25 protein-coding genes and 1 pseudogene are annotated in these 25094 nt (G+C 51.4%); 23 read left to right on the top strand and 3 right to left on the bottom strand.

The window, feature by feature from the left end; genetic code table 11:
- Positions 1-53 precede the first annotated feature (53 nt).
- Together B1757_RS13590 and B1757_RS13585 are read left to right on the top strand one after the other, a co-directional pair.
- Positions 54-1268, top strand: coding sequence for an ISL3 family transposase (locus tag B1757_RS13590; RefSeq protein ID WP_101536405.1), 1215 nt, complete (start codon positions 54-56; stop codon positions 1266-1268).
- A 58-nt stretch (positions 1269-1326) separates the two neighbouring features.
- Positions 1327-1764: a hypothetical protein gene (locus B1757_RS13585; RefSeq protein ID WP_101538832.1), complete on the top strand. Its 438-nt coding sequence runs from the start codon at positions 1327-1329 to the stop codon at positions 1762-1764.
- Between the two features lie 264 nt (positions 1765-2028).
- Here the strand turns inward: B1757_RS13585 and B1757_RS13580 are convergent.
- The 3 genes and pseudogenes from B1757_RS13580 to B1757_RS13565 form a co-directional block, all read right to left on the bottom strand.
- A pseudogene (locus B1757_RS13580) lies at positions 2029-2205 on the bottom strand (IS21-like element ISCARN4 family transposase); the annotation flags it as partial.
- Positions 2206-2579: 374 nt separating this feature from the next.
- On the bottom strand, positions 2580-2945 hold the full coding sequence (locus B1757_RS13570) for a hypothetical protein (RefSeq protein WP_101538831.1): 366 nt from the start codon (positions 2943-2945) through the stop codon (positions 2580-2582).
- Between the two features lie 53 nt (positions 2946-2998).
- Positions 2999-5803 (bottom strand): ribonucleoside-diphosphate reductase subunit alpha, encoded by a 2805-nt coding sequence (locus B1757_RS13565; RefSeq protein ID WP_101538830.1) that lies wholly within the window; start codon positions 5801-5803, stop codon positions 2999-3001.
- Positions 5804-6544: 741 nt separating this feature from the next.
- On the opposite strand from B1757_RS13565, the gene B1757_RS13560 reads away from it, so the two are divergent.
- The 21 genes from B1757_RS13560 (at position 6545) to B1757_RS15625 (ending at position 25085) form a co-directional block, all read left to right on the top strand.
- The gene (locus B1757_RS13560; protein WP_101538829.1) at positions 6545-6979 is read left to right on the top strand and encodes a hypothetical protein; all 435 of its coding nucleotides are present in this window, start codon (positions 6545-6547) and stop codon (positions 6977-6979) included.
- An 86-nt stretch (positions 6980-7065) separates the two neighbouring features.
- Positions 7066-7323 (top strand): hypothetical protein, encoded by a 258-nt coding sequence (locus tag B1757_RS13555; protein WP_101538828.1) that lies wholly within the window; start codon positions 7066-7068, stop codon positions 7321-7323.
- 300 nt (positions 7324-7623) lie between these two features.
- On the top strand, positions 7624-9249 hold the full coding sequence (locus tag B1757_RS13550; protein ID WP_101538827.1) for a PRTRC system ParB family protein: 1626 nt from the start codon (positions 7624-7626) through the stop codon (positions 9247-9249).
- An 11-nt stretch (positions 9250-9260) separates the two neighbouring features.
- Positions 9261-9638 (top strand): hypothetical protein, encoded by a 378-nt coding sequence (locus tag B1757_RS13545; protein WP_101538826.1) that lies wholly within the window; start codon positions 9261-9263, stop codon positions 9636-9638.
- A gap of 144 nt (positions 9639-9782) precedes the next feature.
- A complete protein-coding gene (locus tag B1757_RS13540) occupies positions 9783-10106 on the top strand; it encodes a hypothetical protein (RefSeq protein ID WP_101538825.1) in 324 nt (107 codons plus the stop codon).
- On the top strand, positions 10103-10342 hold the full coding sequence (locus B1757_RS13535) for a hypothetical protein (protein ID WP_101538824.1): 240 nt from the start codon (positions 10103-10105) through the stop codon (positions 10340-10342). Before B1757_RS13540 ends, B1757_RS13535 begins: the two co-directional genes overlap by 4 nt.
- Before the next feature lie 15 nt (positions 10343-10357).
- Complete coding sequence (locus tag B1757_RS13530) at positions 10358-10726, top strand: PRTRC system protein E (protein WP_101538823.1); 369 nt, start codon at positions 10358-10360, stop codon at positions 10724-10726.
- Position 10727: 1 nt separating this feature from the next.
- Positions 10728-10940 (top strand): PRTRC system protein C, encoded by a 213-nt coding sequence (locus B1757_RS13525; protein WP_101538822.1) that lies wholly within the window; start codon positions 10728-10730, stop codon positions 10938-10940.
- Positions 10941-10942: 2 nt separating this feature from the next.
- Positions 10943-11137, top strand: a complete 195-nt coding sequence (locus B1757_RS13520; protein ID WP_101538821.1) for a hypothetical protein — start codon at positions 10943-10945, stop codon at positions 11135-11137.
- Positions 11138-11147: 10 nt separating this feature from the next.
- Complete coding sequence (locus B1757_RS13515; RefSeq protein ID WP_101538820.1) at positions 11148-12044, top strand: hypothetical protein; 897 nt, start codon at positions 11148-11150, stop codon at positions 12042-12044.
- Positions 11981-12940 (top strand): hypothetical protein, encoded by a 960-nt coding sequence (locus tag B1757_RS13510; RefSeq protein ID WP_143484283.1) that lies wholly within the window; start codon positions 11981-11983, stop codon positions 12938-12940. Before B1757_RS13515 ends, B1757_RS13510 begins: the two co-directional genes overlap by 64 nt.
- Positions 12925-13635: a PRTRC system protein B gene (locus B1757_RS13505; protein WP_101538818.1), complete on the top strand. Its 711-nt coding sequence runs from the start codon at positions 12925-12927 to the stop codon at positions 13633-13635. Before B1757_RS13510 ends, B1757_RS13505 begins: the two co-directional genes overlap by 16 nt.
- Before the next feature lie 2 nt (positions 13636-13637).
- Complete coding sequence (locus B1757_RS13500) at positions 13638-14219, top strand: PRTRC system protein A (RefSeq protein WP_101538817.1); 582 nt, start codon at positions 13638-13640, stop codon at positions 14217-14219.
- A gap of 9 nt (positions 14220-14228) precedes the next feature.
- Positions 14229-15023: a PRTRC system ThiF family protein gene (locus tag B1757_RS13495; protein WP_172437728.1), complete on the top strand. Its 795-nt coding sequence runs from the start codon at positions 14229-14231 to the stop codon at positions 15021-15023.
- Positions 15024-15132: 109 nt separating this feature from the next.
- Complete coding sequence (locus B1757_RS13490; protein ID WP_101538815.1) at positions 15133-17142, top strand: ATP-dependent helicase; 2010 nt, start codon at positions 15133-15135, stop codon at positions 17140-17142.
- A 202-nt stretch (positions 17143-17344) separates the two neighbouring features.
- Positions 17345-17839, top strand: a complete 495-nt coding sequence (locus B1757_RS13485; RefSeq protein WP_143484282.1) for a hypothetical protein — start codon at positions 17345-17347, stop codon at positions 17837-17839.
- 100 nt (positions 17840-17939) lie between these two features.
- Positions 17940-18947, top strand: coding sequence for a hypothetical protein (locus B1757_RS13480; RefSeq protein WP_101538813.1), 1008 nt, complete (start codon positions 17940-17942; stop codon positions 18945-18947).
- Entirely contained in the window at positions 18920-21199 is a 2280-nt protein-coding gene (locus B1757_RS13475; protein WP_253253868.1) for a helicase-related protein, read from the top strand. Before B1757_RS13480 ends, B1757_RS13475 begins: the two co-directional genes overlap by 28 nt.
- A 320-nt stretch (positions 21200-21519) precedes the next feature.
- Positions 21520-22629: a helix-turn-helix domain-containing protein gene (locus B1757_RS13470; protein ID WP_143484281.1), complete on the top strand. Its 1110-nt coding sequence runs from the start codon at positions 21520-21522 to the stop codon at positions 22627-22629.
- Between the two features lie 124 nt (positions 22630-22753).
- A complete protein-coding gene (locus B1757_RS13465; protein ID WP_101538811.1) occupies positions 22754-23791 on the top strand; it encodes a ribonucleotide-diphosphate reductase subunit beta in 1038 nt (345 codons plus the stop codon).
- A 139-nt stretch (positions 23792-23930) separates the two neighbouring features.
- Positions 23931-25085 carry a DUF6094 domain-containing protein gene (locus B1757_RS15625; protein WP_216360882.1) on the top strand — a complete coding sequence of 385 codons (1155 nt, stop codon included), beginning with the start codon at positions 23931-23933 and terminating at the stop codon, positions 25083-25085.
- Positions 25086-25094 lie beyond the last annotated feature (9 nt).

Below are 25094 nucleotides of genomic sequence, written 5' to 3'. Positions count from 1 at the left end.
GGGTAGGGGGTAGAATGCTGTGGAGCGGTCGTGCCCTGAATTGGAGTTAGCTGATGGTCCCTGAAGAGCTGTTTTCTCTCGCGTTAGGATTGGTTCCGCCGTGGTTGGTGGATCATGTGACTTTCACGGTGGAGGAGAAACGCCTGGATCTGCACATCAACTTTCCCAAGGGTAGTCGCTTTGCTTGCTCCGTCTGTGGTGAGGAGTGTCCGGTACATGATACCCGTGACCATACTTGGCGGCACATGGATTTCTTCCAGCATGAAGCCTATCTCCATGCCCGCGTACCTCGTGTGAAGTGCCAGGAGCATGGAGTGCATCAGATATCTGTTCCCTGGGCACGGGAAGGCTCGCATTTCACCCTGCTCTTCGAAGCGCTGATCATGACCCTGGTGCGGGAGATGCCGGTATTGACCGTAGCCCGCCTAGTCGGCGAGACCGACACGCTCCTGTGGCGGGTGATTGACCACTATGTGCCAGAAGCCCGTACCAGAGTGGATATGGCCCATGTCCATGCCGTCGGCGTCGATGAAACCAGCAGTCGGCGCGGCCACGACTACATCACGCTCTTCGTGGATCTGGATGCCCGGCGACTCTTGTTCGCTACTCCCGGCAAGGATGCCAAGACCTTTGAGAGATTCTCCGCAGATCTACAGGCCCATGGTGGTAGCGCGGAAGCGATCACCGATGTGAGCATGGACCTCTCGCCGGCCTTCCAGAAAGGGGCTGCCGAGCACCTGCCCAATGCGGAGATCACTTTCGATCGTTTTCACCTCATGAAGCTCGTCAACGAGGCCGTGGACGACGTGCGCAAGGGGGAAGTCCTCACTCAGCCAAATCTCAAAAAGACCCGCTGGCTCTGGCTCAAGAACGATTGCAACCTCAAGGTGAAGCAGAAAGAAAAGCTGCAGGCATTACTCAAAGACCAGAACCTCAAGACGGCGCAGGCCTACCAGTTCCGCCTGACCTTTCAGGACATCTTCACGATCAAGAATCGCCATCAGGGGGCTACCCTCTTGAAAGCCTGGTTGGAAAACGCCAGAACCAGCGATCTGCCGCCTATCGTCAAGGTCGCCTACACCATCATGAATCACTGGGATGGCGTGCTCCGATGGTTCGAGAGCCAGATCACCAATGGAATTCTGGAAGGTTTCAACAGCCTCATTCAATCCGCCAAGGCCAAGGCTCGGGGTTACCGCACGCACAAGAACTTTATCAACATGGCCTACCTGATCCTGGGCAAGCTGGATCTCAGGCTACCCACTTGAAATGACGAGGAACCATTTTTAATGGCAAACCGCGGACATACTTAAAGGAGAAAATACAATGTCTTTTAACCAAACTTTTCAAATATACAACTGCACTCCCTACCAGATGACGCTTGACTCGGCAAATAGCGAAAATTTGGATGATGCATGGCCATCAACTATTCCAGCTCAGAGTGCCAATGGTCCTGGATATGTTGAGTTTGAGCAGGATGGGTTTTTTAGCGTGAACCCCACAGCCATCTATATTATGCAGAGTGCTCCGTCTATTAACGCTACTATGCACTTTTATTGTGCTGGGACAGGCCTTACGGTCCAAGTAACTACAACCTTAGAATATAGTAGCACTCCTTCATTCACTAATTTAATTCGGGAAAGCAACACCAATCCTGATCAAGAAGCTACTGGTTCAAACAATTTGTCTATCAAGGACTTCGGTAACAATTCTAGTCGTGGCATCGCGATATTCGTGATCGGACAAGACAAAATTCCGTCGTAGTCCGATAAGCGGTAACCGAGCGGCGTATCCTGTGGTTTACCGGGAGATATTATAAAGGTCTCTAGTTTAGACACTCAGCCCGGCTTCGCCGGGTTTTTTATCTCAGAAAAAAACAGTTAAAGCCCGGCAATGGCCGGTAAACACCCCGTCGGCAGCCAGGGTGTTTTCGTAATTTGAGCGTAAACGGCCTCCACACTGGTGAACAGGTGCTTGCGCATCCATTCGGTCCCCTCGACTTCTGGGATTTTGCCCAGCTTCCGGCTGGGTGGCGAAGACCTCCGCGCGGGAGCCCAGCCGTTTGCGGAAGGGCTTGGTGTTGAGCCGCAGCACCAAGGAGCGGATGGCCGCGTTGAGTTCCGCCAGGGTGAAGAACTGGCAATGATGTAGCCGGGCCAGTATCCAGCGCTCGGCGATTTGCACGCTGACCTTGGCCAGAGTCTGGACATGCGTACCTGCATACGGAAAATTGGCAATTCACGTGGCATTCTCATTCCACCTGCGTTTCTGGCGGCCTGTGGAATCGGCGACCATGTAGACATTCTTATGGAAGGCAAGTCTCTGCTCAGAAGGCCGGTACAAGAGCCGCGTGCAGGCTGGTTTGAGGGGTTTAATCGGCTGACTGAGGTGATCAGGCATCCGAATGGCCGGAATGGCCGAAAAACGGACTGTCGCATCAACCATACGGACAGCCACTTTCTGGCCGATATTACTCGGCCCCAAGTTGGGCGAGAAGATCCGCTGCTTATGTGTCATTGGGTGTAGCGCAAGCACAAGGGATGCCCGTAGGCACCAGGATGAAACTTTATTGTCCGCTATCACCAGGGTCGGCAAAGGCCGTAGGGCTGCTCAGGATGATACTTCGTGAAACGTGGTAATTGTTCAAAACCTAGAATCAAAGGGATATGGCTGATCCAGGATGATACTTTATTGTCAGCGAACAAGAATGCCTTACCATCAGCAAATAGACTCACCTCAAGCACCGTGCCGACCCACAGAATGGTGGCGCCGTACTCAGCGGAAATCCAGCAACGGCAAGGCTCGTCCGTCTGCAGGACGCATTCTGTGAAACCATCCGGAATACTTGCAACAAACCCCGCATCAATCACGAAACCGACACAACGCCCATCGCCTTGGTCATGGGGAGACCAGGCAGAGAGGAACTCACTCATTTTCATTTTCATAAAAACCCTTTTCAAAAGGGCGATGTGAATCGCCCGTCAAAACCGTGCCTGACTTAAGTGCAGGCTTCACAAGTAGGGTCATCAATGGCGCAGGCTTTAGGCTGCACCGAAACCGCATTTAACTGACCCCCTTGCACCGTAGACTTTTCCGCCGCAGTAGCGCCCAAGCTACGCAGGTAATAAGTCGTTTTTAGCCCGGAATGCCAGGCTTGCCGATACAACCGGTCAATTTTCGCACCAGAGGCCTGGGCCATGTAGAGATTCAGACTGATCGCCTGATCCACCCACTTCTGACGCTTCGCCGCACAACGCACCAACCAGTCGCGCCCCTCATGGTCAACACCCACTTCAAAGGCCGTAGCATAAAGTTTTTTCAGGACTTCAGGGACGCGATCAATCGGCCCCAGGCTGCCATCGAAGTATTTCAGATCGTTAACCATGACCTCATCCCACAAATCCAGCCGCTTCAAATCCTCGACCATGGCACGGTTCAGCACCGTAAACTCGCCGGAGAGATTCGATTTGACATGGAGATTCTGATAAATGGGATCAATTCCCTGGCTCACCCCGGATATATTGGAGATGGTAGCCGTCGGCGCTATGGCCAGGCAGTTACTATTGCGCATTCCGCCCTTTACAAACTCACGAAGGCCATCCCACACCAAGGTCTGGCAGGTTTCCGTATCCATATCGAAGACAGCGGAAGACCTATTACGAAGCGCGACAGAATCAATCGGTAAAATACCCTGGCTCCACAAGGAACCATCGAATGACTCATATGCGCCACGAGAACGGGCTAACGACGCCGATGCATTGATAGCCATAAAGCTAACCACTTCTTGCGAAACATCGCTGAAAAGAACAGCCGCCTCTGATCCATACGGAATGCGACAAGCCATCAAAGCATCCGCAACGCCCATCAATCCCAAACCGACCGGGCGATGACGAGTGTTGCTGAAACGCCCCTTTTCACTGGCGTACCAGTTCATCGAAATGACATTATCGAGCATCTGCATGGCGGTGCTGATGGTCAGGTTCAACTTATCAATATCAAAATACTGATGCAGAAAATCATCCCGAGATCCATCAAACTGCTCGCAAAGCTCGACACCCTCTGCCGGCTTCATGTGGGCCAACAAGTTCACGGAACCTAGATTGCACACGGCAGTTTCCTGCGCGTTGGTGTTCAGGGTGATTTCTGTGCAGAGATTGGAACTGTGCACGACACCGTCATGTTGCTGCGGATTACGCAGGTTGCAGGCGTCTTTGAAAGTGATCCAGGGATGCCCGGTTTCAAAGATCATGGTCAACATTTTCCGCCAAAGCTGCACGGCAGATACTTTCTTGGAAGGGAAAACCCCAAGCTCAGCCTGTTGCTCATAATACGCATAACGCTCCGAAAAAGCAGAACCATACAGATCATGCAAATCGGGAACATCCACCGGACTAAACAACGTCCATTCGGCGTTCTGCTCGACACGTTCCATGAACAAATCCGGAATCCAGTTCGCGGTATTCATGTCATGGGTGCGGCGCCGATCATCGCCGGTGTTCTTGCGCAGCTCGAGAAACTCTTCAATATCCATGTGCCAGGTTTCGAGGTAAGCACAGACAGCGCCCTTACGCTTTCCACCCTGATTCACGGCAACCGCCGTGTCGTTCACCACCTTGAGGAAGGGGACAACCCCCTGTGATTTTCCATTTGTCCCTTTGATATAGGATCCCAGGGACCGCACCGGCGTCCAGTCATTACCAAGCCCGCCACTAAACTTGGACAGCAAGGCATTTTCCTTGATCGCTTCAAAAATCCCGTCCAGATCATCAGGAACGGTAGTCAGGAAGCAGCTGGACAGTTGCGGATGAGTGGTACCCGCATTGAAGAGCGTCGGCGTGGAGCTGACAAAGAGGAATTGAGAAAGGACGTTATAAAACTCCACCGCTGTACGATCTCTCTCAGAGGGCTCCTCCGCCAGGGCAAGCCCCATTGCCACCCGCATCCACAAAGCTTGCGGCGCCTCAATGCGCTTTTCACGATGATGGATCAGGTAGCGATCATAAAGCACCTGCATACCGAGATATTCAAAATCAAAATCGCGGCTATCAGCAATCCTTGTAGCCAAAAATTCCAGATCGAAATCAGCCAGTCGTGGATCCAACCGGCCATCTTCGATCCCGAATTGCACATAAGCCGGAAAATACTGGTTATAAAAGAAGGCTTCTTCCGGTAAACCCAGGGCGCGAGAAGCTTCCTCACGTACCGAAGTGACCAGAAAAGCACTCGCTACCCGGCTGTACACCGGGTCACTCTCGATCAATGTTCGTGCAGCCATAATCGCTGCACTGCGGATCTCATTTTGACTGATCCCAGGGTATAACGAACGACGCATTTCTGCGAAAACGGCCTCACGACGCTCCTTGAGAACGCCAGAATTACCTAATAAACCTGGTGCCCAGAGCGAAAGATGGCCCAGCAGGGTCTCAAAAGTCTGAAATCCGTTGTCTGTTTCAATGCCCTCAACAACATCCGGTGCTTGCACGGCAGCACGTTCTTTCGCTCGCTTTTCACGGAACAAGACATAATCCCGGGCAATGCGATGTTCGCCTGCACGCATGAAGGCGAGTTCTACCTGGTCCTGAATATCCTCGATGAAGATCACCCCATCATTGGGGCGCTTTTCCAGAACGGCCAGTACCTGCTCGGATACATGGTTCGCAACGTCCCGCCCAGCCGCTGAAAGGGTAGGGCCGGAACGATAATCCCCATATTGGTCTTTCAGCACCGCCATAATAACGGCGTTTTGAATTTTTACAGCATCAAACGGAACGATGGAACCATCCCTTTTTTGAATTTTTACCATAGCTTATACGAGGCCACGTCTGAACGACGGACACAGCAATGCGCGGCGCGTAAACGCTGCCGTATCGTGCCTCTCTCCTGAATGAATGCGCCAACATAACAAAACTGCCGAAACGGCAGAAGAAAACACCCTTAAAGAAGGGTCTATTGCGTCGCAGTGTCCCAGACTGCAGTTTTCATCGAAAAAGCTAACGATGAAGGGAGATAAGAGTCAATAATTCTACGCCTCACCGTTGACTTGTCAACAAAAAACACGATAATCCGCATTCATTGCGCCACTATAGCGCGAGGGAGTGCCCCAAAGGCCAGAAAAGCAACCGATAAAATCCGCATCAAAATGGGGCGAAAAGTGTAACATTTTGGTTATTTTTGTCTTCTTTTTGCTACAACTATATGAGGATTTACTGGTAAGCCGTTACTCCCATAAACGGGACCACGAAAAAATACCCGGGCGTCCTTGCCGGTAGAATAATAGATGACAGGCTTTCTCGCGCCACGAGAGACGAGCCATCCATAAAGCTTAAAAGGCCCATGAAAACGGCAGATTAGACGAGGTGCGCCTGGGGCCGAAAAGTATTTAGACGGAGCGACAGGAACACATTGCGTAGATGCAGAAGCGATAAAAGGAAAAATAAGCACGAAAACAAAAAACAAAAATCGCATGTGATAGCCATTGTATATTGAAATAATGAAGTTATGATAATAGCACGAATTTAAATAAACCTGGATATGGGGGTGATTTATGGAAACACTAAACAAGGAAGTACGTCGTCGGCATCGTCGCAGCACGGCAGAGCGGATTGCAGAGCTGGAAGCGATGCTCGAAAAACGGCAAGAACAGGAAAAAATGCTGGCCGACCGGATACGTGCACTCAAGTTCGGCCGAAAGGCAATGACGGTCGCACAGCTCGCCAAAGCCATGCCCCAGGTGAAGAAAGTGTTTTCCGGGCATCAGATCACGATGGAAACCGTGCTGGGAATGGCGCTTGTGGCGATGGATAGCGTTAAAAAAGGTGAGAACAGCGTTGAAAGTCTAAGCGAAATGGGTCAGAAGGCTTGGCGAACCACCCGTGCTACACAATCAGCGGCTGTGCGCAAAGAGGAAGCCCTCTCCAAGCAAAAAAGCACCAAAGCGGCTACCAAAAAGCCATCAACGCGCATCCGAAAAACGGCTTAACGCCTTTTTTCTCCCAGAAAAGCCCCGGGAAAACCGGGGTTTTTTGTGTGTATAATCAAGGCAGGTCCATCAGATAGAGATTCATCATGCCTGCCGAAATCAGCCCCATCATCGCTTTGATCATATTCGTTTTTGTTTTGTATATCGGTTGGAGAATCCTGCGCGGATTACTCAAGGTGGCCTTTTTTGCCCTGCTTCTGTTGCTGGTGGTCGGGTTTGCCATACACGCCCAGGATGGGCCGGTATCCACAAACAGAATCACATCCATAGCCAGCCAATGGGCGGCGTCTGGATTACAGGTCGCGCAAAACACGGTAAAAAGCTTGACGCACAAAGGCGGTTAGCGGTAAATTTGTAGTCTCTACCACCCAGATTCTTTTAGAATCAAACTGTCGATTGGGAAACGACGACGCAACAACCACCCTCTGGGGCACATTTTTAGCCCCTAAACGGGATATCAATGCGCTCCTTTTTCTCGTTTATCGAAAGGAGAACGCCATGATCTCAACAATCACGACTATTCTTTTTGTTATCGCCATTGCAGGAACCCCAGCAGTGCTAGTGGGCGGCTTTATATGGCTGAAGATCGGGAAGTAAACACACCTATTTTTTGACCGAAAGGTCATTTTTCAAAAGGAGCAACGATGAAAATCAACAACATCCAAATCGGGAACAACCCACGCCGTTACTTCGACCCCGCCGAAATGGAGGAGTTGAAAAACAGCATCCAGTCTATCGGCCTATTACAGCCCATCGTCGTCAAAGACAATGGGGACGGTACCTGCCTGCTGATCGCCGGCGAACGCCGCCTTCGCGCCTGGCGCGATCTGTACGGGGACAACTCGGATATCCCGGTCACGGTACCGGACAACGAGGACATCGATGTAGAGGTGGCCAGCCTCGTGGAGAATACGCTCCGCGCAGACATGAGCCCGACCGAAGAATCCAGGGCAGCATACGCGCTCGTCATGCGCCTCAAAGGCGACATGGACGAAGCCTGCCGACTGCTGGGATGGAAGCCTGATTTTTTGAAGCGTCGTTTGGCGCTCAAGGCTTGCCATCCCGATGTCGCCACCGCCCTGGACGAACGCAAGATCCTTTTGGGTCATGCGGAACTCCTGGCCACGGTAGCTCAGGAAAAGCAACAAAAAGCCTTGGGGTCTGTACTCGGAAAGAACATCTCCGTCGCTGACCTCAAGAAATCCATCAATGCCATCGCTCAGGAACTGGCCTCTGCCATTTTCGACAAGAGCGATTGCGCTACATGCCAGTACAATTCGGATCAGCAAAGCTCGCTGTTCGCGGAAACCGTGGATAGCGGCCGCTGTACCGGGGTGAACTGCTTTGCGGAAAAAACGCAGGAAGAACTCAACGCCCGCGTGGGAAAGCTGGAAAGCAAGTACCCCGTAGTAAAGCTGGTATCTGCCGACAATGAAGGCACCTACACACCCGTAGGCCCAGAAACCGTCGGTGACGAAGCCTTTGTCAGCTGTCAGGCCTGCGCTCATTTTGGCGCTGGCGTCAGCGAAAGCCCCGCCTCTCTGGGAGAAATCACGGAAGGCCTGTGCTTTGATCTGGGGTGCAACCAGAAAAAGGAAAAAGCCTTTGCTGAGAGCAAGAAACCCTTGCCGACAGCAACCGTGACAGCCAACAGCACCAATCCCGGCGCAGCAACCTCCACACGGACAGCGGCAGCGCCCGGGCAAACCCAGGGAAAGCCGGCATCGGACAAGATCATGCCCTCCGGCAGTCTCATCACTTACCGCCGCAATGCCTGGAATGTCGCTGCAAAGCGCTTCATTCTGGAGAATGATGCGGAAGTGGCTACGTCTATCATCGTTACAGCGGTGACCACCAAAAATGTCGCCAACGCTAAAATCTCCGAAGCCGCGAAAGCGATTTTCGGAGATTCGGTATCCGTATCTGATGTCTGGAATACCGCATCCCCAGAAGCCAAAGGGGAGAAAAAGCATCAGCAACATCGACAAGCGGTCGCCTATGCGATTGTCATGGCATTGGAACAAGCCCCTTTTCGGGATATGATGGAGTCATTGGGAGTTCGCCTTGCGGACTACTGGCAGATCAACGAGGAATTCCTCGCTCTGCTTACCAAGCATGACCTGGAGCTGCTAGCCACAGAAATCGCACTGCCAACAACCCCGAAAATGTTTGCGGGCAAGAAGGCAGAATGTATCAGCGAAATCATGCTGGCCGAAGGCAAAGGGTTTGACTTCAAAGGCATCGTTCCCAAGGTGATGTCTCTGAAATAAGGAGCACAACCATGAAAAAAGGAACCGTCAAAGGGCTGATAAACTCCGTGGGTGATGTTTTCACCACGTTCTTGGTAACAGCCCTCATTGCTGCCGTCTTGGGAAACTGGCTCATTGCAGCCGGATCACTAGCGGTAGGGGTGCTGGGCATTATCATCTTGCACGGCACTGGCAAAATGCCCCTGCAAAACCCGGTCGTGCGGAAGAATATGCTCGTTGTAACAGGAGTCATTTGTTTCTTGTTCTTACCAGCAGCATTCATAGCCGTACTGGCCTGGCACTGGATTATCGCGGCGAAATGTATTGCCATAGGTGCCGTTGGACTGGGTATTTTGTACGCCCATCCAATAGAGATATTGCCCATTAAATCAGGCCATAAACAAGCCTAACCAAACCACAGTAAATTAAGTCGTTTTTGCCTCGCTGGGGGAACAAACTTCCCCGGCGGGGATAGTTGCGTTCTCCGGTGACCATTTTTGCAGGCCAACCCTATAGGCAACAGGGCGTCAGCGTCAATGTCGCGGAGAATCGCTATGAAAAAAATCATCCACTTCCTGAAAGCGGAGCTAAAAAAATCACGCTATATCTTCTTTATGTTGTTGGTCACCATGACCTACAACATTCAGCAAATCAACTCCATCGGATGGGGTGGTTGGGTTTTATACGCAACCATCGCCGTGTTCGCCTTTGTTAGCAACAACCTGGCCGGAGGAATCACGCTGGAAGAAGTAAAGGCGTTGAGTGACCTCGTAAAGAACGTCACTAATGCTCTTAAACCAGCGCTGCCTAAAAAACGGCGCAAATCAACCAAACCCAAGGGCCGTAAAGCCCGCAAATCAAAAGGAGCAGTCAAATGAAACTGAGTCAATTCATCGGCAACACCACCACCAAGACCACCCGGCAGACCATCTCCCCCGCCAAGGGGGACAAGGTACTGATGGATGGGGAAACCACCATCTTTATCAACCGCAAGAACCTGACGGTCACCACCCGCTCACGCGGCGTGACCAGCCAGGCGTATTGCAGCAAAGAAACCTTTGGTGACTATGTGGCCATTGCCCACGCACTCGCCACCACCATCACCGCACACTAAACGAAGGAGTAAACCATGTTTTCAAATATCAACGACGGCAAGTGGAACATGATCCTGGAAATCAAAGAGGGTAACGGCACTGTTATCCTCATCCCGGGAGAAGGTTCCCAGCTCAAAACCCCCTTGAAGTTTTCCGGAACACTCGGGGAACTGGATGCCAAGCTGCCGGAAATGCTAGCCACGACCATGGCCACGCGCGCCTCGCTAGAGGAACAGATGGTCGCCCAACAAGCGGCTATCGAAGCCGAAGCCAAGGAAAAAGCCGCGAAGTCTGCGGCCAAAAAGCCAGCCACGACAACCGCCAAAACACCTGCGCCCGCTCCGGCCAAAGCCTCCTCGGAGGCCGCCAAGGAAGCGGAATCATTCGATCTTTTCGGAGACTGATATGCAAGAAGCCATGCAAATGAAGTTTATGTACAACGGGGTGGAGCTACCGGCTCCGGAAGGGGCCACACCCGCCCAGGTCAAGGATGATCTGGCCGCCGCTTTCTACCCGGAGCTGAACACTGCCGAGATACGAGGCCCTCGCATCGAGGGCAACACGATGGTGTACGAATTTGTACGCGCGGCAGGAACCAAAGGAAAAGGAGGGCACTAACCATGGCCTCCTCCCCGAAACTCACCCGAAGGGAGGAGGCGCTTCGGCGCTTTCTCCACGATCAGGCCGCCGGTTCCAATTTGGGCCGGCGTTTTTTTTCGATTGATGAAACCTACATCCTCGAAATCCCGGAAAACACATCAGGAGAAGCGAATGCCCCGGCGCCATCCAGTGCCATAAAACCTCTCTTCTGGTAAGGAGAACCCCATGCTCAAATTGAGCCCATCTACACCTGCGCATATAGAAACATATACAGGTCGGCTCGGCGACACAGGTATCGCCATGCTGTCCGCCCTAAAAAGGCATAAAAACAAAGACTTCATAAAACAGTATGAAACCCACGAAGACCAACATTCCAAGCTCTATATCGCTCCTTTTGAGCCAGAAAGCGTAGCCATGCTATGCAGCGAAACCATCTATCTGGCCGATGACGAGAGTGCCTGCCTGGAAACTGCAGTGGAAGTAGAGAACAACCTCACTGAATATGCGGTGATGGTCGCTTTTCGGACAGATACAGTCGTGTTTCCTATCGGGACGGCCATAGACCGACTGGCCGACCAAAACCCTACACTCCCCAGAGACCTGTTTGAGCATATTTACAGGTTACCTTTTCTGGGGATTTCAGATCCGTTGAACATCTACCAGAGCGGCGAAGATTACTTTGAGCTACTGGACGATGAGGATGACTTCTATGGAAAGTCACTCCTGGCAGAAATGCATCCGCATTTACGCCAGTTCGTAGGAAAACCAGCAGAAACCAACCTCCCAGCAATGCCAGATCCTTATAGCCAGCTCTTGTTTCGCGCAAGAATACTGACAAATGAGCTATGGCAGCTAATGCATGACGAAACATTTTCAGGCTTATATCAACATACCCGCTACATCTTAACCGGGGATCATGATGACGAAGCCGCTATGAATTCAACGCAGCGACGCGTTGCGGACGATGAAGCGGAGCACATCATGAATTGCGGCGGTAGTCCGGATTTACGTTTTTTAGCCATCACCTCAACAAGAAAGCTCACGGCATTTTTGCGGGTATGGTCGCAAATACAAAAAATCGGAGATCGCTTGGTGAAATTACTCACACAGGAGGAACCATGATTAAAATCGGGGCAAAAACCCAAAGAACTTTCGTTTTTGAGAGCTTTGAGGAAACCAGTGACATGAAGAATGTCTATAGGATAATGCCCCGGCGACTATGGGGAAACATCAAAGCGCACCACGAAATCCATGCCGCTATCAACGCGGCGCTCAAATCCATCGGCAATGACAACCACGGTTACCAACCCATTTTTGATGTGCAAGTTGCCGATCAATATGGACTCGAAGAAGAGACGCCGCGATTTTTCGTTTCGGAAGCAACCTCCAGCGACATAGACTACTACGTTTTTCAAAGCGGCCTGCTGGTTATTCAGGTGATCCTGAAACCACACAGCCGGATAACCGTAGATATGGCTGATCTCCCGGAAACGGAAGAGAAAGCCCTGGCCATCGCCTGCTGCGGCAGTTCTGCCATCGGCATAGAAACCATTTTTTCGGCCTATCACAAAGCCGTGGAAATAAACGAGAGCCCATTCTATGACCGTGGCGTGTTCAGCGGAGATTCTGTACTGACACAGTACCCATGGCTCACAGAAGCAGGGAAATTCAAATGGGGGGAACATCGCTACGATGATCTCCTGCAAATCATCCACAACCCGCATTACCGGGAGAAAACCCGATCGCTGGCCAAACTGGCATTAAAAACCATCGCTGCCAGTGAATCGTTGTTTAACATCGCTTCCGGTTTGACCGTCAGCCACATCCCCGCCGTGGTTTTTGACCATAGCGGAAACCGTTTCACTGAAGAAATCACGGATAACATCGATCACCTCACAGAAGAGGAAAACGATGGATTCATGGCCTATATCGAACACGACCAACTTTTTCCTTTCGTTCGCGCATTGAAGCGACACGAAAAAGCCCTACAGGAGATGCAAAAATGGAAATCAACCTAGAAATGGGAAACTCCCATAAAGAATGGGAACTCAGCTCCGCGTTTCTGTTATACAAACATAGGGACGAGGCATTCATCACCGTCAATCGTGTGCGACAAATCGGTGAGGATATGGAAATCGGTCCCGGCAAACCTATCAGTCTGCAAAAAATCAGAAGCATGGTGAATAAAGAATCAGAATCGGTCTTTATTGACGATAAGGTCCTTTACAGCGATCAACAAAAGATCATTTGGTGGCTCCCGGCACAACCGGCAAGGACCATCTTTTTCAACACACGGGATCCAGAGTTGAACGGGCCAGTACGCTGTGCCCATCCGGCGCTGGTATTCCGCCTGAGCCTTTCACCATCAGACAACCCGCTCGCCGTGTGCGCCATCAAGGGCAACATGCGGCCTACCCCGGAGACGTCATTGTTCTACGCGCCATACTTCAACATCTGGAAGAGTACGGTTGTCTGCCATGGCAATGCCGATATACCCGGGAAAAGCCCCGAACGCGCTGATCTCGAAAATTGGGAAAACACCTTTTTCAATTCGGCGTTCAGCCATCCTAACCATGATGGTGTTGTCAAACAGGGCGCCTTGGCTTTCTGGAAAAAACGGCAACACGCAAAGAGTCGGAAATTCCCAGAATCCGCCCTCGTAAAAACCCACTTCGACCTGCAAAAGTGGGCCGACACCGCACAGGAGAGATAAAAATGAACAAGGATCAGTTCATTCAAAAGTTGTACCCCACACTTCCCGTCAGCGTCATAGCACCGATGGAACGGTTAAACACTCCGGGTAGCCGGTACTGGATAGCCAATGACGGGCTCTGGGTAGAAACATATCGACCATGGCTTTATCTGCTGCAGCCGGTTTCGGTGGCGAATAAAGGAACAACACCCTTTGGGGTGATTCCAGCGCCTGTATTGGAATTGCCCAAGTTACCAAGAGCGGTTTTAACCGAATTTGTAGAACGCGCCATCGATGCCTGTCCCAACGAGATCGGTTGCTGGATATTTTTGGACACGGAAGGTCGCCACCGTTTGGTATGGCACGACCAGGTAGGCACGCCGGACTTGCTCCATTACACACGCCCAACGCCCAATCCAGGGGAATCCCTGGTCTGGGATATTCATTCACATGGAAAAGAACCCGCGTATTTTTCGTCTATAGATGATGCGGACGACTTTGGGGACACCAAAATATCCATGGTGATCGGCAGCTTGAATGAAGCCGAATACACATTGGCCGCACGGCTCACATCACGGGAAATCACCATCACATTAAACAGTTAGGAGATGATTATGTTCCATTGCAAACTCCCTATGAACAACCGCATCAAAGTAGCCATCGTGGGTGCCGGCGGGAATGGCGCACAAATGGCGGCGGGAATCGCCCAAATATCCGTCGCCATGCAAGCCCGGGGCGGGCTACCGCTCCACGTGACCATTTATGATGATGACCGGGTATCAACGGCCAACGTAGGCCGCCAGTTGTTTAGCCCTGCAGATGTAGGCCGTTACAAATCAGATGTCATCGCTGAACGGACCAACTGGTTTTACAGCATGGACTGGGTATCTGAGCCCGTCAGAATCAACCAGAAAGAGGGCCGATATTCCTATACCGACTTCTTCAGAAGCGATATTGTGATTTCGGCAGTGGATACCGCTAAAAGCCGACTCGATATTGAGCAAAGCTTCACCGATGACCGCTACAAATCTTTACCGACCTACATTTTGGACGTAGGCAATCGGACCAGAACGGGGCAGGTTGTATTAGGGGCCATTTTTAGAAATAAGTACCAGCTCCCCACACTCAGCCTGCTTTATCCGGAAATCACGGATGATGATTTTCAAGAGCAAGATCAAGGCCCGTCCTGTTCGCTGGCTGAAGCCCTGCAAAAACAGGACCTTTTTGTGAACCGGGATGTCACCACCAGCGCTCTCCATATCCTCTGGGATATGATTTCAAAAAGGAGTATCGAATACCACGGAGCATTCATCAATCTGGAAACCATGCGCCGGACACCGCTCAAGATAGACCGGGCGACCTGGCTACGCATGAACCCGGATATTGAGCAGTACCTTACCGAGGATTAAACCATCCTCTCGATAAGCCCAACTTTATTGATGGGCTTTTTTTATTTTTTAAAAACGGGGCCACAAAGACCGGTACAATGGAAGCATCACAACTCACAGGAGCCCGCCCATGTTAACCGCCGAGCAGCAGGCCGCCGCCCTTCACCGCGAAGGGAATGCTTTGATTATTGCAGGGCCAGGCAGCGGTAAAAGTACCACTCTCCGACATCTGGCCGCTAACCATATCCAGCAAGGCATCACCCGTGCAGAGGATATGCTGATCGTTATGTTCAGCGAAAAAGCGGCGCGTGACTTTGCCGCAAAACTCAAGACGCTTTGTCGCCAGAAAACCCCTTTGGTATCCACGATACATTCGGCCGCATTCCGGTTTCTCCGCAGCGTGTACCGGGCAGGGCTGGACGCGCCGAAAACACTCAGAACGGAGGATTATTACTGGGATCAGATCACCGCTGCGGCCATTGCCAAAACGCGGCGTATCCATGTAGAAGACGTGGATGCCCAGGATATTGAAGAAGCTCGCAAAATCATCGGCATCCTCAAAGCCAATCTCATCACTCCGGACATGGTAAACCGCCAAGTCGCCGAGCAGGTCGGCATGGAGGATGCAGACATCGGCATAGACATATACAAAGCCTATGAAAAAATGAGAAAAGAAGAAGCAACAATCTCTTTTGATGACATGATTTATGATCTGGTGAACCTCTATTTTAACGATGAAAACGTGCAAAACATCATGAAGAATACCTATAAAACGGTACTGATTGATGAGTTCCAGGACATGAATCGGGCCAACATGGAATTTGTGCGCATCATCGCGCAAAACGCCATTGCCATCGGTGACGATGACCAGAGCATATTCGGCTTTCGCGGCTGTTCACCATACTACATGACCCACGAATTTGAGCGGCTTTTCCAGGACGTGACCCGCTATCAAATCACCCAGACTTTCCGCTATGGGGAAGCCCTGAGCCGGGTGGCCAACAAACTCATCGAGCGTAACAGTGATCGCATCGCTAAAACCATTGTTACCGCCAATGGCGTCCCGAATACGGAAGTGCACTTGCGCTGCACAGACAGACCCGGGGACGCCACTCTGGAAGTCATACAAGAGAACATCAGCCAGTCGGGAAGTATTGGCATCCTCGTACGCACATTCCATCAATCGGCCTTGTGTGAGATCGCGCTGACGGAAGCCGGGATCCCTTACGTTCTTGAAGGGGGGACTCCGGCTTTTGAGCGCCGCGACGCACTGGCCACCGTCGGCTATCTGGCGGCCAGCATGGGAAAACTCGGGAATACCGGATGGTTTCACGACCAGGACCGCCTGCGTAAAATTGTCCGGGCCATGCTGACCACCCCCAATCGCTTTATGCGCCGGGAAGATCTGGAGGCAGCAGAAGAAGCGGTCATTCAGGAAGAAAGCCTGGACCCATGGATAAAAAGAACCATGCAAAAAAACACGACAGGGCAAGGGACGTACGCACAGAGGCTCTACGCAACACTCGACAATCTCAAGGGACACATAGGCTTTCTCCGACAGATGCACGAAAATGAGGGCAGCAGTGCCGCAACGATGATTCGAGCCATCTACGGCAAATTGGGGCTACACGAGGCTATTCGACAGGCAGGGCCATCAGACCGCGCCCAGGACCGCACAGCGTTCTATGCTGTCATGGCAGACTACGCGGCAACAAACCAGCTCAGCACAGCGCAATTTGTACAGGAAATCGAATCTCTGGCGCAAAAAAACCGTCGCAGCAAACTCAGTCCCAGGAATACCGCACGCATCCACATTGGCAGCTGGCACGCAGCGAAGGGACGGGAGTTTGATTTGGTGATTCTTCCGGATCTCGCCGAGGGCAAAACCCCCTATATCCGGGCAGACAAAGACGGACCGGACATCGACGAAGAGCGGCGACTGTTTTATGTGGCTATGACCCGCGCAAGGCAGCGCCTCGTCCTACTGAGCCCTATAGACGACGCGCTCACCAGGTCACCCAGAAAAGGGCAGGGGGCTTCCAAAGACCGCAAATCGCCAAAAGCAAGCCGGTTTTTATACGAAATAGCGTCCTGTCCAAGCTTAATACGGCAAGAAAGCCGATTGGACCGGGCCAGTTGACAAACCAGCGGTATCCGTAAAAAATAAAGGCTCTTACCACCCTTTATTTCAATGAAATAAAAACTGCAGCCTGGGAATCTGCGACGCAACAAGCCGAATTTTGGCTACCCATCCCTTGTGCGGATTACTGACTTCCGCCAAGGAAGATTTCAGTATCCATTGCCGCGCACAAGGAAAAAGGATTTTTCGCCTGCGGCTGGCGATGGAGATCAACATGAAGATTCTTTTAGGATTGTTTATTTTTCTGTTCGCTATCTTCCAGATAGGTGGTATCGCTATCGGCGGATACCTCTTGTGGAAGTGGCAAAAAAACATGAGCACCAATAGTAAGGCACAGTGGAAGGGCCGTTTTCAGGGTTTTTTTGCGCTGCTATGGCGTCACAAAATCATCACGATTGTGGCATTGTTCGCGATGTCATTCTTAGCCCCGGAGATCGGCTTCGGGTTGTATATGGCGTTCATGGTCATGGCCGCCGCCTCCTGGGGCATCTTCTTCTTCCTGAAAGCCGCACCGCATCTGAAAAATGCGGCAGCCAACTTGCATAAGAAAGCCCCGCAAAAGGCTTACAAAATGCCCACATGGCAGGCACAGCAGCAGCAATCCGTTGCCCCGGTGCAACCCACGCCAGCATCAATGATGACGCCAGCCGTGAACCCCCCATCCAGCAAACCCACAGTTTGCAATATCGTAAACTAGAATTACAAACACTCGACATGGACCTTTATAGGTCCATTTTTTTGTTTTAACGCCAGTTTTTATGGTAAAATTAAGTCATAAGTTGCATGGAGCATAAGCGATGGAAGCGAGACAGCATGTCGTCAAACTGGAAACATTAAAAGATGTAAATGACGTTCTCACAGATTCAAACATTAGTGTAATAACCAAGGAAGAACATCGTAAAATTGCGCAAAATGCCGCGCACAGAAACAACCTTTCCCGCCTTATTCAACTGATCGCCGACGAAAGGCTGATGGGTAGCCAGCGCATCCGTGCCATCAACGACCTGGCCAGAATGAGAGAGCAGATCGCCCATAATAACCCGCCACAGGAGAACCGGATGCCAGCAGAACACGCATACGCGCCCGAAAAAACGCAGGACGCACCCAGGAAAGACGCTATCATTATCGCCATGGATAATATCGAAGATGATGATATGCGCTATATCAACCATACCGCCTATGGCGCGAAAGCTGCCTTTGTGGTGGCTATGTCAAAAACGAAACCACGCCCCAACGAAGACTTGCAGGGCCATTACACGGTCAATATCGAAGCCGCTAAAATAGTGGAAGGCGCGGAACGCAAATACGATTGGTCCGACAAGATCACCCTGCAACTCACCCGGGCCGAGCTACCAACCGTCGCTGCCGTTTTTTATGGCTACATGGATGCCTGTACTTTTGCTTCCCATGGCCCGGCCAAAGATAAAGGGTTCAGTCTGGAAAGAAAGGACGGAGGGATCATCGCCAGAGTCAACGCAACCGGGAAAAGTATGGCGGTCAAAATCAGTCCACCGGACATCTTCCAGATGGGGGCCATTTTGACCCGACAGCTGTTGAAAGAAACCCCTTGGATGGATAGCTACATGCTGGAAAAACTCTTACGGGGGAGTTTTACTTTTCAAACTTCCCAGGCAATGCCAGCACCACAGCCAGCTCGCGCCAACGCCCCCGCTAATAATGCCCAGCATGGACCGAAGGACAAGCAATGCGCGGGCTGCGGTTGCGAGATCGATCAACGCGTGCATGACTACAGCCTGAAAAATATGGGCAGACCGCTGTGCCTGAATTGCCAGAAAAAACACTAACCCTCCGGGATGCGGTCCTCATCAAGCCATTACGCTATGAGGACCGCCGCTTTCCTATCTCCATTTGGGACGCTGAACCCGGAGAAAAATGTCTGGTCGTCGGTCGGATTATCAACTATCACGGTAATGGTCGGCAGCTGAAAGTGCGGGTTGAGGATACGAACGGGGAAGACGCACACAAAACCGAGTTTTACATCACCTTTTTTCATTACAATCGCTGGCATACGGACAAGATGGTATCTGGTGCCACGTATGCCTTTCTAGGGAAAGTCACGGAGTTCGCCGGAACCCACGCCATCTTGCGGAGCATGTCGCAACCAACGATTCTGGAGCTGGAAAGCATCGGGAAAATCGTCCCGATATATAAAAAAAACGGGCCATATTCCGGAGAAACCATTGCAGAAAACATCCAAAAGGTCTTAAACTCCCACAATGATGCGCAGATCGCCCAGATTACAACCCCATGGGTCAATGAACAGGTACATAAATCATCGGCGGTGAATATACCCAGGGCGTTACGTGTATTGCGCAATCCACAAACCCCGGATGATATACAAAAAGCCCAGGAAGCATTGGTCCGTATGGAGGTTCTGGAGCGGGCGGAAAGAACCGCTCGCATAAGGCGATTCAGAGAAAAAACGCCGGGCGTGATGGTGCACATCAACCCAGAGGAAATGGCGCAATTCTCCTCTATGCTGCCTTTCACCTTGTCCCCGGGACAGCAAGACGCCCTGGAAGCCATCCGGAAAAGCCTGGCATCCCCTTGGCCCAGTCGCATCCTCCTCATGGGTGGAGTGGCTTCCGGGAAAACGGCTATTTGCCATACGGCCGCCAGAGCCGTAGTTTACGGCGCACGGGAAGGTTGCAACAAAGCGTTAATCATCGCCCCGACACAGCCCTTAGTGAATCAGCTATATCAGAAATTCCAGGATTTTTTTCCGACAATTCCGGCTGTTTCGCTGATTGGGAGCAAACCAGGTACCCACATTCCCGATGCCAGCGTTTATTTTGGAACGCACGGCGCGTTTAACCGAAAACTCCCCTGGGATCGTATCGGATTGGTGGTCTTCGATGAGGAGCATCGTTTTGGCACCGATAAAAAGTTCGCCAGCCTACCGGAAACGGCCAATCGCATATTCATGTCGGCCACCCCTATCCCGCGCAGCCTCTCACTCTTTATGTTTGGCGAAATGGAACTGGTCCGCATTCAGGGCACACCCAACGCCCGCCGGGTAGAAACGCGCCTGATTACCAGAAACGAAGGGAAAAAAGCCGTCCAGCAAGTGCGCGACACCCTCAGAAAACAGAAAAAAGCCATCATCGTGTATGGCACCATAAGCCGCGCCGAAGAACCGGAAATCATCTGGTCAGGGGCAAGATACCTCTCACCCCACTTTCCCGCAGACCGGGTAGCGCCGTTAAAACACGCACGAGACATCAAATCAGCACGAGAAGAATCACGCCTGGTCGGAACCGATTATCTGGAAAGAATCTACCGCATCAACAAAAACTTCGACGCTCGGAAACTCATCATCCGGCAAGAGAATAGTGAACCCGTCCAGTTTCCGATACTCGCCTATGACACGGAATCACAAAATACGTTATATATACTGGAAAGAAACGCGCTCATCGAGATCGTAGGTAACAAGAAGAAACTCAAGAAGTGGAACACCATCCTCCAGGAAATCCGGAGCGACTTCTATCCCTCGGTATCGCTGGTCCGGGAAAGCCTCTATCGCGCCGGTATAGACATGGAGGGCGCTGTCCAGTTCTGGGAACGTGCGTTTCCGGGGAAAACCGCCACTATTCACGGCAAAATGTCTGGTCGAGAGAAAAACGCGGTGCTGTCTCGGTTTTCCAGCGGAGAAACCCCGCTCATCATTGCCACCTCCATTGTGGAGGTCGGAATTGATGTGGAAGGGGTGGATTGCCTGGTACTGGCCAATGCGGACAAGTTCGGCACGGCCTCTTTGGTCCAACTACGCGGAAGGGTAGGTCGCAACGGTGATCCCGGGGTCTGTATTCTGATTTCCCCCTCTGATGATGGCAGCGATTATGCCAGGCTCCAGACATTCAGTGAGGAAACCGACGACCTCAAGCTGGCAGAGATGGATTTCATCGAACGTGGTTGGGGGCAGATACAAGGGACCGCACAGTCCGGTAACAACAGCACTTTTTTCCGAATCCGGGAACACCGCAGGATCCTCAACGAAATCACACAAGAAATCGTCATCACACAAGAAAAACCATAAAAGACGAAAACAAACACGAAACCACTAATCTACCCCGTCACAACAATTGAAGAGGGCGGATAATGCGGCTATGATGGAATCGATTTCCAAGCAAGGGCTCAAATTATCGATTAAGGATGACAGACAAAGCAAAAAGGGCTTCAGTCCCCACTGAAGCCCTCTAAGCCGACCAGAAAGTCGCTGAGAAAATTGTGAACCAAATCTCCCCGTCCCAACGAGGAAGACACTCACCACAAAACCAGTGAGTGCGATTTTTTCACAACAGCATTTTCTTGTCAATAGGTTTGCTTTGCCTTTTTTATAGGAGAGGTGAACTAAAGATGAGGAATATTCCTGTACCCATTTCCTGCGCAATGACACGCGCCTGGCAGATAGATGACCCGTCACTAAACCGGAGAGACAGAAATGTTTTAAGCTGGATGCTGAGTTACGTCTGCATAAAAACACCCACTAAACCGATCTATCCAAGACTGGTTACGGTCGCCGAAAGCGCAGGCCTCTCTGAGTCTTCTGTAAAAAGATCAGTAAGAACATTAGAAACAAAAGGATACATAACAAGAATTTCACAGGACAGAGGGGAGAGAACCGGAAACTTCTTAACAAGAAGAACCATTTTAAGCGAGAAAACGCTTATTTTTACAGGTCTTTTAAAAGAAAAAAAGGCATATTTAAACAACGATCCGGAAGGGCCATCAAAAGCCGGACAGATGCCCACAGAAAATCTCAGCCCCGCAAGGCCTAAAACAGACCTCCCGCCGGAGTTCAAATTGCTCCCCGCCATAGAGAACGAGCTACGCTCTCCAACTAGAAAGAGCAATATAAGCACAGAGGGATGCCCCACAAAAATCCGGAAAAGCGCACACATTCCCCAAGACCTCCAATGGCTGCAAGAAGAATACAAAATCCCTGCTCCCGTGATTTTCTGGGCCATGAAAACAGCACGCGAGGCGGGCACAACACTTTCTGCCGTCGCTCTCCACATCCGGGAACGCATCAGGGACGCCAAAGATGCTACACGCTATCTGGCCGGGGTTATTCGCAACTTGGCACAAGGAAAAAACTTGTGGCGAACCGAAAGACCGACATCCGTGCAAAGCGCGGACGCCTTGGGACAGCAGGAAAAATGGCGCAAACAAGTCGAGCAGCAGTGGGGGATGGGGAGAGTCTACACCAACCACGCAGGGGCCTGGGTACGGGTTATTTCCTTTGATCTGGTCGAAATTTACCAAACGGATCCGGCCGATCCAGTCGTGAAACCACGCGCCAGAAAAACTCTCCGACAAATACTGCCCGAACTGGAAACCGGAATCTGGACACCCAAAGGCGAAGCCCAGGAGAAAAGCCCGGAAAACTCGTGGGAAACTGGCCTGCAGATGTGCCGAAAGACCCTGAAAACTTGCGCCTTATCGTCAGGTGTCGTACAGTCATGACTCTACCACCCATCATCACTTTGATGAAAACAGCAGCCCGGGAATCTGCGACGCAATACAGGCAACTCACCCGTTCAGGGAGAGGCTTGCCTTTAAATCATCCATTTTTATTGCAGGAGGCGCTATGAATACCGTAGCAGCAACCGCGCGCGTTCGTGTTGAGGACAAGCGCATTATCAACGGCCAGGCTGATGTGAACCAGTTGGTCCCCTTTAAGTATCAATGGGCATGGGACAAATATCTGGCAGGCTGTGCCAACCACTGGATGCCCCAGGAAATCCAGATGTCCCGTGATATCGCCCTGTGGAAAGATCCCAAAGGGCTGACCGAAGACGAACGCCGGATTGTTAAACGCAATCTCGGTTTTTTTGTGACGGCCGACAGCCTTGCGGCTAACAACATCGTGTTAGGCACTTATCGCCACATCACCGCACCGGAGTGTCGGCAATACATGCTCCGTCAGGCCTTTGAAGAAGCCATTCACACCCACGCTTATCAGTACATCGTACAAAGCCTGGGACTCGATGAGGGCGAGATTTTCAATATGTACAACGAGGTGCCGTCGGTACGGGACAAGGATCGTTTTCTCATCCCCTTTATCGACACACTCTCGAATCCGGACTTCAAAACCGGTACCCCTGAAACCGATCAGCAACTACTCCGTTCGCTGATTGTTTTCGCCTGCATCATGGAGGGCCTTTTCTTTTATGTCGGCTTCAGTCAGATCCTGGCTTTAGGCCGTCAAAACAAGATGGTCGGCGCCGCCGAGCAGTATCAGTACATTCTCCGCGACGAGTCCATGCACTGCAACTTCGGCATTGATCTTGTTAATCAAATCAAGGCGGAAAATCCACATCTGTGGACGCCAGCATTTCAACAGGAAATCAGCGAGCTGATTCACAAAGGTGTGGAATTGGAATCTGCTTACGCCGATGACACCATGCCTCGTGGGGTTCTCGGGCTGAATGCTTCAGCATTTAAAGAGTATGTTCAGTTCATCGCAGATCGCCGGTTGGTACAAATTGGGCTGCCACAGCAAAACCCAGGGGTGCAAAACCCTTTTCCATGGATGAGTGAAATGATTGATCTCAAAAAAGAGAAGAATTTTTTTGAGTCAAAAGTTCAAGAGTATCAAACGTCTGGGCTAAGCTGGGATGACTAAAAAAACGATTATTTTTTGTTTTTATTATCTTCCAGAAAAGGTACCGCGCTTGTAGGGTAAAGTCAAATCACACAGAGCCGAAAGGCTCTTTTCACAAAAGACAGCCGACCTCGTGTCGGCTTTTTTATGGGAGTAAATCATGAACGAAGTCAAAAAAGTAGGACGTGGATTTCGTCAGGACGCCAATATTGCCAATTTAGGATACTGGCCCACTGACCAGGACACGATGTATCACGTCACCCGGATGCTGGAAGTCGATGAGGGGGTAGAAACCGCCATATTCGACTGTTCCTGCGGCAAATTGGACGCCCTGAAGGTTGTCTATGAAAAGCTGCAGCAGGACGGGGCAAAGGTGTCTGCGTATGGCATTGAATTACATGCAGAACGCTACAACGAAGCTAAAACCATCTTGCGCGAGCAAGCCATCCCGGGTGAGGTCCTGCACGCAGACGCTTTACACGATGTCTCCCTGTCAGAAGGGTGGGCTGGGTTGTCGATTTTCAATCCGCCTTACGGCGAACTGTCGCGTCCGGGTGCGGATGATGAAGAAATCAAGGTTCGTCTGGAGCGGCTTTTCTGGACACAGCATATTTCCAGAACCAAAAAAGGGACAGGGATAACGGTGGCAATCTTGCCGACGCAGCTCTTTGTCCGGGACGTTTCCATGACAAAAATGATTGCGCGCCATTTCACGGACGCAAAAATTTATCGTGCTGCGGATGCCAGCTACAACCAGGTGGTCATCATCGGTTATCGCGTCGATAACACCACCAATCGGAACCACTTTGATCACATGCTGGCGGAAACCTTGCTGGCTATCGGCGAAGGCCGGGCAGATGTACCGAATATTGCCCAGGCACAGGACTTGTTCGAGGTCCTGCCGAGCAAAGCTCCGCAAACATTCACCTGCTTCACCCTAACAGACGAAATGGCGCAAAACATCCTCCAGGATGGTAGCCAAAACGTAGAAGCGTGCCGACAGCAAATCATCAACCATTCCCTACGCGCTTTTGGCATCGGGGAAAATATCCCCTCGGTGATGCCGCTCAGGGATGGGCATGTGCCGGCGGTACTGGCATCGGGACGGTTGAACGGACGGATTGAAACGGAGCTGGGTGTATTTCTGTTCCGTGGAAAAGCCAAAAAAACCATCACGGCGAGCACACGTTACGAAGCTGATGACAAAGGCCGTAATGAACGCCAGGTTTTTGAGCGCATACACCGCACTCAAACGGCTGTGACTTACATTGACATCACCCCTGGGCGAGAAATTGCGCTCACTCAGGTCATTTAAGGAGACAAA

The sequence above is a fragment of the Acidithiobacillus marinus genome (assembly GCF_002847505.1).
In the GTDB taxonomy this organism is placed as follows: Bacteria; Pseudomonadota; Gammaproteobacteria; order Acidithiobacillales; family Acidithiobacillaceae; genus Acidithiobacillus; species Acidithiobacillus marinus.
This window is presented reverse-complemented; position numbering and strand designations above follow the sequence as displayed.

What these genes read in the sequence shown, in the direction of transcription:
- B1757_RS13510 (WP_143484283.1), top strand. Translation starts at nt 11,981, where the DNA reads ATGGTCGCAAATACAAAAAATCGGAGATCGCTTGGTGAAATTACTCAC.
- B1757_RS13490 (WP_101538815.1), top strand. Translation starts at nt 15,133, where the DNA reads ATGTTAACCGCCGAGCAGCAGGCCGCCGCCCTTCACCGCGAAGGGAAT.
- B1757_RS13495 (WP_172437728.1), top strand. Translation starts at nt 14,229, where the DNA reads ATGTTCCATTGCAAACTCCCTATGAACAACCGCATCAAAGTAGCCATC.
- B1757_RS13560 (WP_101538829.1), top strand. Translation starts at nt 6,545, where the DNA reads ATGGAAACACTAAACAAGGAAGTACGTCGTCGGCATCGTCGCAGCACG.
- B1757_RS13525 (WP_101538822.1), top strand. Translation starts at nt 10,728, where the DNA reads ATGCAAGAAGCCATGCAAATGAAGTTTATGTACAACGGGGTGGAGCTA.
- B1757_RS13540 (WP_101538825.1), top strand. Translation starts at nt 9,783, where the DNA reads ATGAAAAAAATCATCCACTTCCTGAAAGCGGAGCTAAAAAAATCACGC.
- B1757_RS13485 (WP_143484282.1), top strand. Translation starts at nt 17,345, where the DNA reads ATGGAGATCAACATGAAGATTCTTTTAGGATTGTTTATTTTTCTGTTC.
- B1757_RS13520 (WP_101538821.1), top strand. Translation starts at nt 10,943, where the DNA reads ATGGCCTCCTCCCCGAAACTCACCCGAAGGGAGGAGGCGCTTCGGCGC.
- B1757_RS13530 (WP_101538823.1), top strand. Translation starts at nt 10,358, where the DNA reads ATGTTTTCAAATATCAACGACGGCAAGTGGAACATGATCCTGGAAATC.
- B1757_RS13515 (WP_101538820.1), top strand. Translation starts at nt 11,148, where the DNA reads ATGCTCAAATTGAGCCCATCTACACCTGCGCATATAGAAACATATACA.
- B1757_RS13505 (WP_101538818.1), top strand. Translation starts at nt 12,925, where the DNA reads ATGGAAATCAACCTAGAAATGGGAAACTCCCATAAAGAATGGGAACTC.
- B1757_RS13500 (WP_101538817.1), top strand. Translation starts at nt 13,638, where the DNA reads ATGAACAAGGATCAGTTCATTCAAAAGTTGTACCCCACACTTCCCGTC.
- B1757_RS13470 (WP_143484281.1), top strand. Translation starts at nt 21,520, where the DNA reads ATGAGGAATATTCCTGTACCCATTTCCTGCGCAATGACACGCGCCTGG.
- B1757_RS13585 (WP_101538832.1), top strand. Translation starts at nt 1,327, where the DNA reads ATGTCTTTTAACCAAACTTTTCAAATATACAACTGCACTCCCTACCAG.
- B1757_RS13555 (WP_101538828.1), top strand. Translation starts at nt 7,066, where the DNA reads ATGCCTGCCGAAATCAGCCCCATCATCGCTTTGATCATATTCGTTTTT.
- B1757_RS13535 (WP_101538824.1), top strand. Translation starts at nt 10,103, where the DNA reads ATGAAACTGAGTCAATTCATCGGCAACACCACCACCAAGACCACCCGG.
- B1757_RS15625 (WP_216360882.1), top strand. Translation starts at nt 23,931, where the DNA reads ATGAACGAAGTCAAAAAAGTAGGACGTGGATTTCGTCAGGACGCCAAT.
- B1757_RS13565 (WP_101538830.1), bottom strand. Translation starts at nt 5,803, where the DNA reads ATGGTAAAAATTCAAAAAAGGGATGGTTCCATCGTTCCGTTTGATGCT.
- B1757_RS13545 (WP_101538826.1), top strand. Translation starts at nt 9,261, where the DNA reads ATGAAAAAAGGAACCGTCAAAGGGCTGATAAACTCCGTGGGTGATGTT.
- B1757_RS13550 (WP_101538827.1), top strand. Translation starts at nt 7,624, where the DNA reads ATGAAAATCAACAACATCCAAATCGGGAACAACCCACGCCGTTACTTC.
- B1757_RS13480 (WP_101538813.1), top strand. Translation starts at nt 17,940, where the DNA reads ATGGAAGCGAGACAGCATGTCGTCAAACTGGAAACATTAAAAGATGTA.
- B1757_RS13590 (WP_101536405.1), top strand. Translation starts at nt 54, where the DNA reads ATGGTCCCTGAAGAGCTGTTTTCTCTCGCGTTAGGATTGGTTCCGCCG.
- B1757_RS13570 (WP_101538831.1), bottom strand. Translation starts at nt 2,945, where the DNA reads ATGAAAATGAAAATGAGTGAGTTCCTCTCTGCCTGGTCTCCCCATGAC.
- B1757_RS13465 (WP_101538811.1), top strand. Translation starts at nt 22,754, where the DNA reads ATGAATACCGTAGCAGCAACCGCGCGCGTTCGTGTTGAGGACAAGCGC.